Consider the following 6,461-nt stretch of genomic DNA (forward strand, 5'->3'; position numbering starts at 1 on the left):
TTGCACATATATGTAATCTAATAATTTATTTTCAAAGCCTTACTATGTGATTATAAGTTTCATTAATGTATATGAAATGTAAATTCATAAAAATGACGGCAGAGATATTGTCGGCAGCATACAACATAGGGTTAAAAATGCGATAATGACAAAGGAACACACTTTAGGAGAATAAACATGGCCGACTACCGTATTGCACCCAGTATTTTGTCCGCTGATTTTGCCCGTTTGGGCGAAGAGGTTGCCGAAGTGATCCGCGCCGGTGCGGATTTGATTCATTTTGACGTGATGGACAATCATTATGTGCCGAATCTGACTTTCGGCCCTATGGTTTGCGCGGCTTTGAAACCGTATGCAACCGTGCCGGTCGATGTGCATTTGATGGTTGAGCCGGTGGACGATTTGATTCATGCGTTTGCCAAAGCCGGTGCCAATATCATTACCTTTCATCCTGAAGCCAGCCGCCATGTCGACCGCAGCTTGGGTTTGATTGAAGAATACGGCTGTCAGGCAGGCTTGGTATTGAATCCTGCTACGCCGGTCAATATTCTGGAAAACGTTTTGGACAAACTGGATATGGTGTTGCTGATGTCGGTCAACCCGGGCTTCGGCGGACAAAGTTTTATTCCGAATACGCTGGTGAAAATCCGCAAAGTGCGCGAGATGTTGGACGAGTATGAACGGCAAAGCGGCCGCCATATCGCATTGGAAGTCGACGGCGGCGTGAAGACAGACAATATTGCTGAAATTGCAGCGGCAGGTGCGGATACGTTTGTGGCCGGATCGGCGATTTTTGGCAAACCGGATTACAAAGCCGTTATCGATGAAATGCGTCAACAGTTGGCGCAAGTCGGATAACTAAGCCGGGATATTCTTGGTTTCCAAACTTTGGAATCATCAATGTTTAATATTAAAGGCCGTCTGAAATGATTTTCAGACGGCCTTTTTTTAGCCTAAACCCTTACAGCGGCCATTTCAATGCAGGATTGCTTTCAATGACTGCTTTGAATTGGTTTTGAATGCGCTCAATCGCTTCTTGCGTATCCGCTTCAAAGCGCAATACCAAAATCGGCGTGGTATTGGAAGCACGCATCAGGCCGAAGCCGTCAGGGAATTCAACGCGCAAGCCGTCGATGGTGATGATTTCGGTTGCACCTTCAAACTTGGCATTGGCAGCCAGCTCTTCAATCACTTTGTGGCCGTTGCTGCCTTCCGGCAAGTCGATGTTGAGTTCCGGAGTGGAAATGCTTTGAGGCAGGCTGTTCAACATTTCGGACGGATTGTCGAAGGCAGACAGGATTTCCAAGAGGCGTGCGCCGGCATACATACCGTCGTCGAAGCCGTACCAGCGTTCTTTAAAGAAAACGTGACCGCTCATTTCGCCGGCAACCAGTGCGCCGGTTTTTTTCATGGTGGATTTGATGAAGCTGTGGCCGGTTTTTTCCATTACAGGTTCGCCGCCGTGTTCTTTAATCCAAGGCGCGAGCAGACGGGTGGATTTGACGTCGAAAATCACTTTGGCTTTAGGATTGCGGCTCAACACGTCTTGCGCGAAAAGCATCAGTTGGCGGTCTGGATAGATGATGTTGCCGTCTTTGGTAACTACGCCCAAGCGGTCGGCATCGCCGTCAAATGCCAAGCCGATTTCGGCATCGCTGTTTTTAAGCTCGACGATGAGGTCTTGCAGATTTTTCGGTTTGGACGGATCGGGGTGGTGATTAGGGAAATTGCCGTCCACTTCGCAGAAAAGTTCGGTCACTTCATTGCCCAAACCTTTGTAGAGTTTGCCTGCAAATGCGCCGCCGACACCGTTGCCCGCGTCAATCACGATTTTCATCGGGCGTTTGAGCTTGATGTGGCCGACGATGTTATTGTGGTATTCGCCGGAGATGTCTTTTTCGGTTACGCTGCCTTGTTTGTCGGCGGCAACAAAACCGTCTTTCTCAACAATAGCTAAAAGTTCTTGAATGGCTTCGCCTGCGAGCGTGTCTCCGCCGAGCATCATTTTGAAACCGTTGTAATCAGGCGGATTGTGGCTGCCGGTAATCATTACGCCGCTGCCGCCGCATTCGTTGATGGCTGCGAAGTAGAGCATAGGAGTGGCAACCATACCGACGTTGAGGACGTCGATGCCGCTGTCGGTAAAACCGCGTTGAATTTGTGCCATCAGGCCGGGACCGCTCAAACGGCCGTCGCGGCCGAGTGCGATGCGGGTAATGCCTTTTTCTAAGGCTTTGGTGGCAATGGCTTTACCGATTAAGTAGGCAGCTTCGGCAGTCAGGGTTTTACCGACGATGCCTCGGATATCGTAGGCTTTAAAAATGTCGCGGGCGATATTTGCCATGTGGATTTCCTTTAAATTTAAGTGGAAATAATGGGGTTTATTCTAACACGGCTAAAAGGCCGTCTGAAAAAATCAGACGGCCTTCTGTCGTTACATCAAAGAACAGTGTTGCTTGGACGAATCAATTGTTGAAAGTGTTGCACTGGTTGATGTCGCCGCTTTCTAAACCGCGCTTGAGCCAAGTCATGCGTTCTTCGGACGAGCCATGGGTAAAGCTGTCGGGAACGACATAGCCCTGAGCCTGTTTCTGCAAGCGGTCGTCGCCGACGGATTCGGCAGCCAGCATCGCTTTTTGAATGTCTTCTGCTTTGAAGATATTGTTGTTGACGGCGTAGTGTCCCCAAATGCCGGCGAAACAGTCGGCCTGCAATTCGAGTTTGACGGAAAGGGCATTGGCCTCTTTCTTGCCGACTTGTTGTTGCATTTTGTGGACTTTAGGCAGAATGCCGAGCAGGTTTTGAACGTGATGGCCGACTTCATGGGCAATAACGTAGGCAAACGCGGCATCGCTGGCGGATTCGAGCTTGGTGCGCATGTCTTCGTAGAAACTCAAATCCAAATAAACTTTTTGGTCGCCCGGGCAGTAAAATGGACCCATGGCAGATTGGCCCGTACCGCAGGCGGTGGATGTACCGCCTTCATACAACACCATGGTCGTCGGTCTATAGCTTTGACCGTGTTGTTGAAAGTATTTGCCCCATGCTTTTTCCGTATCGGCAAGGACGACACGGGACAGTTCGTTCAATTCGGCTTCTTGTTGGCTGTCGAGTCGGGTAGCTTGCTGGGTAGGAATGCCCGTCGAAGATGAGCCGCCAACCAAACCGCTCAAATCCACGCCGTAATATGCACCGACCAAAACCACGATAATGCCGAGTATGCCCGGCGTTTTGCCGCCACCGCCGCCGCCACGGCTTCCACGGCGATCTTCGACGTTTTGGCTTTGTTCACGACCTTTCCAATCCATAATGCGTATCCTGTATAGTTTTCATGCGGCGGATTATACTATGGAATGTCAAATGTGTTTGATCGAATTGCGAATATTGCTGGAGGCCGTCTGAAAATGCGGCATCGGGAAAGTGAAAACGGCAGTATCTTTCAGACGGCCTTGGTGTTTGTTAGAATGAACCAACCTACTATTGGGAGATATAAGATGAAAGTCAGCAGTAAAGCTATTGTCAACGGTGAATTTGAAGACAAATACGGCAAGCGCGGCAGCCAGTTCAGCCCGAGCGGTATGTCTTCTTATTCGATTCCTTTTGAGATTGAAGATGCACCTGAAGGAACAAAATCGTTTGCCGTGGTGTTGGAAGACAAAGATGCCATTTCGGCATCGGGCTTCGTATGGACGCATTGGTTGATTTCGGATTTGAAACGCACTTCCGTGGCAGAAAATGAGAGTATTTCTGCAACAGATTTCACTCAGGGCGCGAACACTTGGGCGAGTGCGTTGGGTAAATTTGAAATCGAAGAGGCTTCTTTTTACGGCGGTATGGCGCCACCGAACAACCGACATCGTTATGAACTGATTGTGTACGCGCTGGATACCGTTTTGGATTTACCGCGCGGTTTCCGCTTTAATGAGCTGCATTTTGCCATGCAGGGCCATGTGTTGGATTCGGCATGCGTGGTCGGTACTTATGATGTGTGACGTTATGCGTCATTATTAAAAAACAGCCTGTCCGTTTTTAATTCGGACAGGCTGTTTTTATGGGAAATCAAATCAATTAAACCACTTCGGCTTTAGTAATGATGACAGGTTCGCTCGGTACATCGTCGTGGTAGCCGTGGCGTTTGGTAGAAACGCCTTCGATGGCATCGACAACGTCAAAACCGTCAACGACTTTACCGAATACGGCATAGCCCCAGTCTTGGACGACGGTTTTGCCGTACAGCTCTTTAGAACGGAAGTTCAGGAAAGCGTTGTCGGCAGTGTTGATGAAGAATTGCGCGCTGGCAGAGTGAGGATCGGAAGTACGCGCCATGGCGATGGTGTATTTCTCGTTAGGCAAACCGTTGGACGCTTCGTTCTGAATCGGATCGCGGGTTTCTTTTTCGTTCATGTTTTCGTCCATGCCGCCGCCTTGAATCATGAAGCCTTTGATGACGCGGTGGAAGATTACGCCGTCGTAGAAGCCGTCTTTAACGTATTGCTCGAAGTTTTTAGCAGTAACGGGGGCTTTGTCAAAATCAAGTTCGATTTTGATGTCGCCTTTGTTGGTGTGCAGGATAATCATGGGTTTCCTTTCGTTAGAATCCGGTTTTGTATCATTCGTTAAATTGTGTCTGAACGACAAACTTCAAGGCCGTCTGAAAAATATTCTTTCAGACGGCCTTGTTGTTTAGGTCGATGGTTTACATCAGTACAGCATAAGCCCACAGCGCAACTAATACCACGCAGAGGATGTTCAGCAATAAGCCGACATTCATCATTTCGCGTTGTTTGATTAAGCCTGTACCAAACACAATCGCGTTAGGCGGTGTGGCAACCGGCAACATGAAGGCACAAGATGCGCCGACACCGATGACGAATACCAAGACTTGTTCAGGCAGGCCCATTTGCGCGGCGATGCTGGCGAAAATAGGCACAAGCAGGGCGGCGGAAGCAGTGTTACTGGTGAACTCGGTCAGGAAGATGATGAAGGCGGCAACCACAAAAATCACCAGCAATGCAGGAGAATGAGAGAACGTGGAAGCAACTTGCTGACCCAGAGCTTCAGATGCGCCGGAAGACTGCAGCAACGCGCTCAAGCTGATACCGCCACCGAAGAGCATCAATACACCCCAGTCGGTATTGCGGGCAACTTCTTTCCATTGCGCCACGCCGAATACGACGACGGCAACGGCGGCAATCAGGGCGATAACGGTATCAGGGTTGGAAATACCGAATGCGGCTTTGATTTTGGAGCTGAATACCCAAGCGATGGCTGCGGCCAAGAAAATCAACAGCGCGATAACGCGGTGCAAAGTCCAAGGGATAGATTCGGCTTTGACTTCCACGCGCTCGTTCAAATTAGGCTTGAGAATGACGTACATGGAGAACAGCATCAGCGGCAGAATCAACAGCATCATCGGCAGGCCGAGCTTCATCCAGCCGATGAAATCCAAGTTCAGCGCTTTGGCGGCAATCATGTTCGGCGGAGAACCGACTACGGTACCCAAGCCGCCGATACTGGCGCAGTAGGCGATACCGAGCAGGACGAAAACGTAGGTTTTGCGTTCTTTTTCTTGATCGAGGTGGCTCATCATGCCCATTGCCAAAGGCAGCATCATCGCGGCAGTCGCAGTGTTACTGATCCACATAGACAGGAAGGCGGTAACGGCAAACAGCATCAATACGGCAACTTTCATATTGCCGCGGGACAGGCGCAACAGGCTGACGGCGATTTTACGGTCGAGACGCTGCATGTGCAGGGCGGTTGCAAGCGCAAAGCCGCCGAAGAAGATGTAAATCGTCGGGTCAGAGAAACCGGCCATTGCTTTTTTGATGTCCATATCCGGGAAACCGAGTACAACGGCAAGGATAGGGATCATCAGTGCGGTAACGGTAATGTGTACGGCTTCGGTAAACCAAAGTGCCGCAACGAAAAGCAACAGCGCGATACCTTTGTTGGCATCGGTGCTGTAAGGAAGGATGTAATAAATGCCGAAGCAGACAACAGCAGAGATAATGGTCGTCAGCAGTCCTTTAAAGTCGGTAATCGGCTTTTGCGCACTGAGAAGCTCGACGTTCTCAGGATGCTGAGTCTTATCCTTGGCGTTTAAGTCCATGATGTATTCCTCTGAAACATGATTGGTTTTTCTTTTCAGCCGTACGTTCAGACGGCCTAATAGGTAACAGTATATTTGTAATTTAATGTAGTGTAAACAAATTGTAAATTATTTTTTAAAAATGAAATGAAAACCGGATAAGCAGCAAGAAAACTGCTTATCCGGAGGAATAAAGACCCATCGTGGGTTAACAAGAATCAGGACAAATCGGTAAAACTGCCAAAATTACAGCCGAGTCAGTAATACCATCCTGATTTATATGGATTTAAACGTTTTGCGTCAGATTGTCTTGTTCCTTAAACAACAAGCCGCAAACGGCCAGACCTGCCGCTGCCAGCAAGGCGCCGGC

General features: G+C 49.2%; 6 protein-coding genes. 2 read left to right on the forward strand and 4 right to left on the reverse strand.

Annotated features, from left to right (window positions below; all coding sequences use genetic code 11):
• Nucleotides 1-177 precede the first annotated feature (177 nt).
• Entirely contained in the window at nucleotides 178-858 is a 681-nt protein-coding gene (rpe, locus tag ACTHUT_RS12390) for a ribulose-phosphate 3-epimerase (RefSeq protein ID WP_250600747.1), read from the forward strand.
• A gap of 103 nt (nucleotides 859-961) precedes the next feature.
• Here the strand turns inward: rpe and ACTHUT_RS12395 are convergent, their stop codons facing one another.
• Nucleotides 962-2,344, reverse strand: coding sequence for a phosphomannomutase/phosphoglucomutase (locus tag ACTHUT_RS12395; RefSeq protein WP_250600745.1), 1,383 nt, complete (start codon nucleotides 2,342-2,344; stop codon nucleotides 962-964).
• Between the two features lie 121 nt (nucleotides 2,345-2,465).
• On the reverse strand, nucleotides 2,466-3,308 hold the full coding sequence (ypfJ, locus tag ACTHUT_RS12400) for a KPN_02809 family neutral zinc metallopeptidase (protein ID WP_250600743.1): 843 nt from the start codon (nucleotides 3,306-3,308) through the stop codon (nucleotides 2,466-2,468).
• Nucleotides 3,309-3,494: 186 nt separating this feature from the next.
• On the opposite strand from ypfJ, the gene ACTHUT_RS12405 reads away from it, so the two are divergent.
• Nucleotides 3,495-3,992 carry a YbhB/YbcL family Raf kinase inhibitor-like protein gene (locus tag ACTHUT_RS12405; RefSeq protein WP_250601751.1) on the forward strand — a complete coding sequence of 166 codons (498 nt, stop codon included), beginning with the start codon at nucleotides 3,495-3,497 and terminating at the stop codon, nucleotides 3,990-3,992.
• Between the two features lie 76 nt (nucleotides 3,993-4,068).
• On the opposite strand, the gene ACTHUT_RS12410 is transcribed toward ACTHUT_RS12405, so the two are convergent.
• Nucleotides 4,069-4,578, reverse strand: a complete 510-nt coding sequence (locus ACTHUT_RS12410; protein ID WP_004519830.1) for a peptidylprolyl isomerase — start codon at nucleotides 4,576-4,578, stop codon at nucleotides 4,069-4,071.
• 118 nt (nucleotides 4,579-4,696) lie between these two features.
• Nucleotides 4,697-6,112 (reverse strand): SLC13 family permease, encoded by a 1,416-nt coding sequence (locus tag ACTHUT_RS12415; protein ID WP_250600741.1) that lies wholly within the window; start codon nucleotides 6,110-6,112, stop codon nucleotides 4,697-4,699.
• Nucleotides 6,113-6,461: the final 349 nt, after the last annotated feature.

It is taken from the genome of Neisseria sp. P0022.S010, assembly GCF_051956635.1.

Coding starts and splice junctions, on each gene's coding strand:
- rpe (WP_250600747.1), top strand. CDS start 178: ATGGCCGACTACCGTATTGCACCCAGTATTTTGTCCGCTGATTTTGCC.
- ACTHUT_RS12395 (WP_250600745.1), bottom strand. CDS start 2,344: ATGGCAAATATCGCCCGCGACATTTTTAAAGCCTACGATATCCGAGGC.
- ypfJ (WP_250600743.1), bottom strand. CDS start 3,308: ATGGATTGGAAAGGTCGTGAACAAAGCCAAAACGTCGAAGATCGCCGT.
- ACTHUT_RS12405 (WP_250601751.1), top strand. CDS start 3,495: ATGAAAGTCAGCAGTAAAGCTATTGTCAACGGTGAATTTGAAGACAAA.
- ACTHUT_RS12410 (WP_004519830.1), bottom strand. CDS start 4,578: ATGATTATCCTGCACACCAACAAAGGCGACATCAAAATCGAACTTGAT.
- ACTHUT_RS12415 (WP_250600741.1), bottom strand. CDS start 6,112: ATGGACTTAAACGCCAAGGATAAGACTCAGCATCCTGAGAACGTCGAG.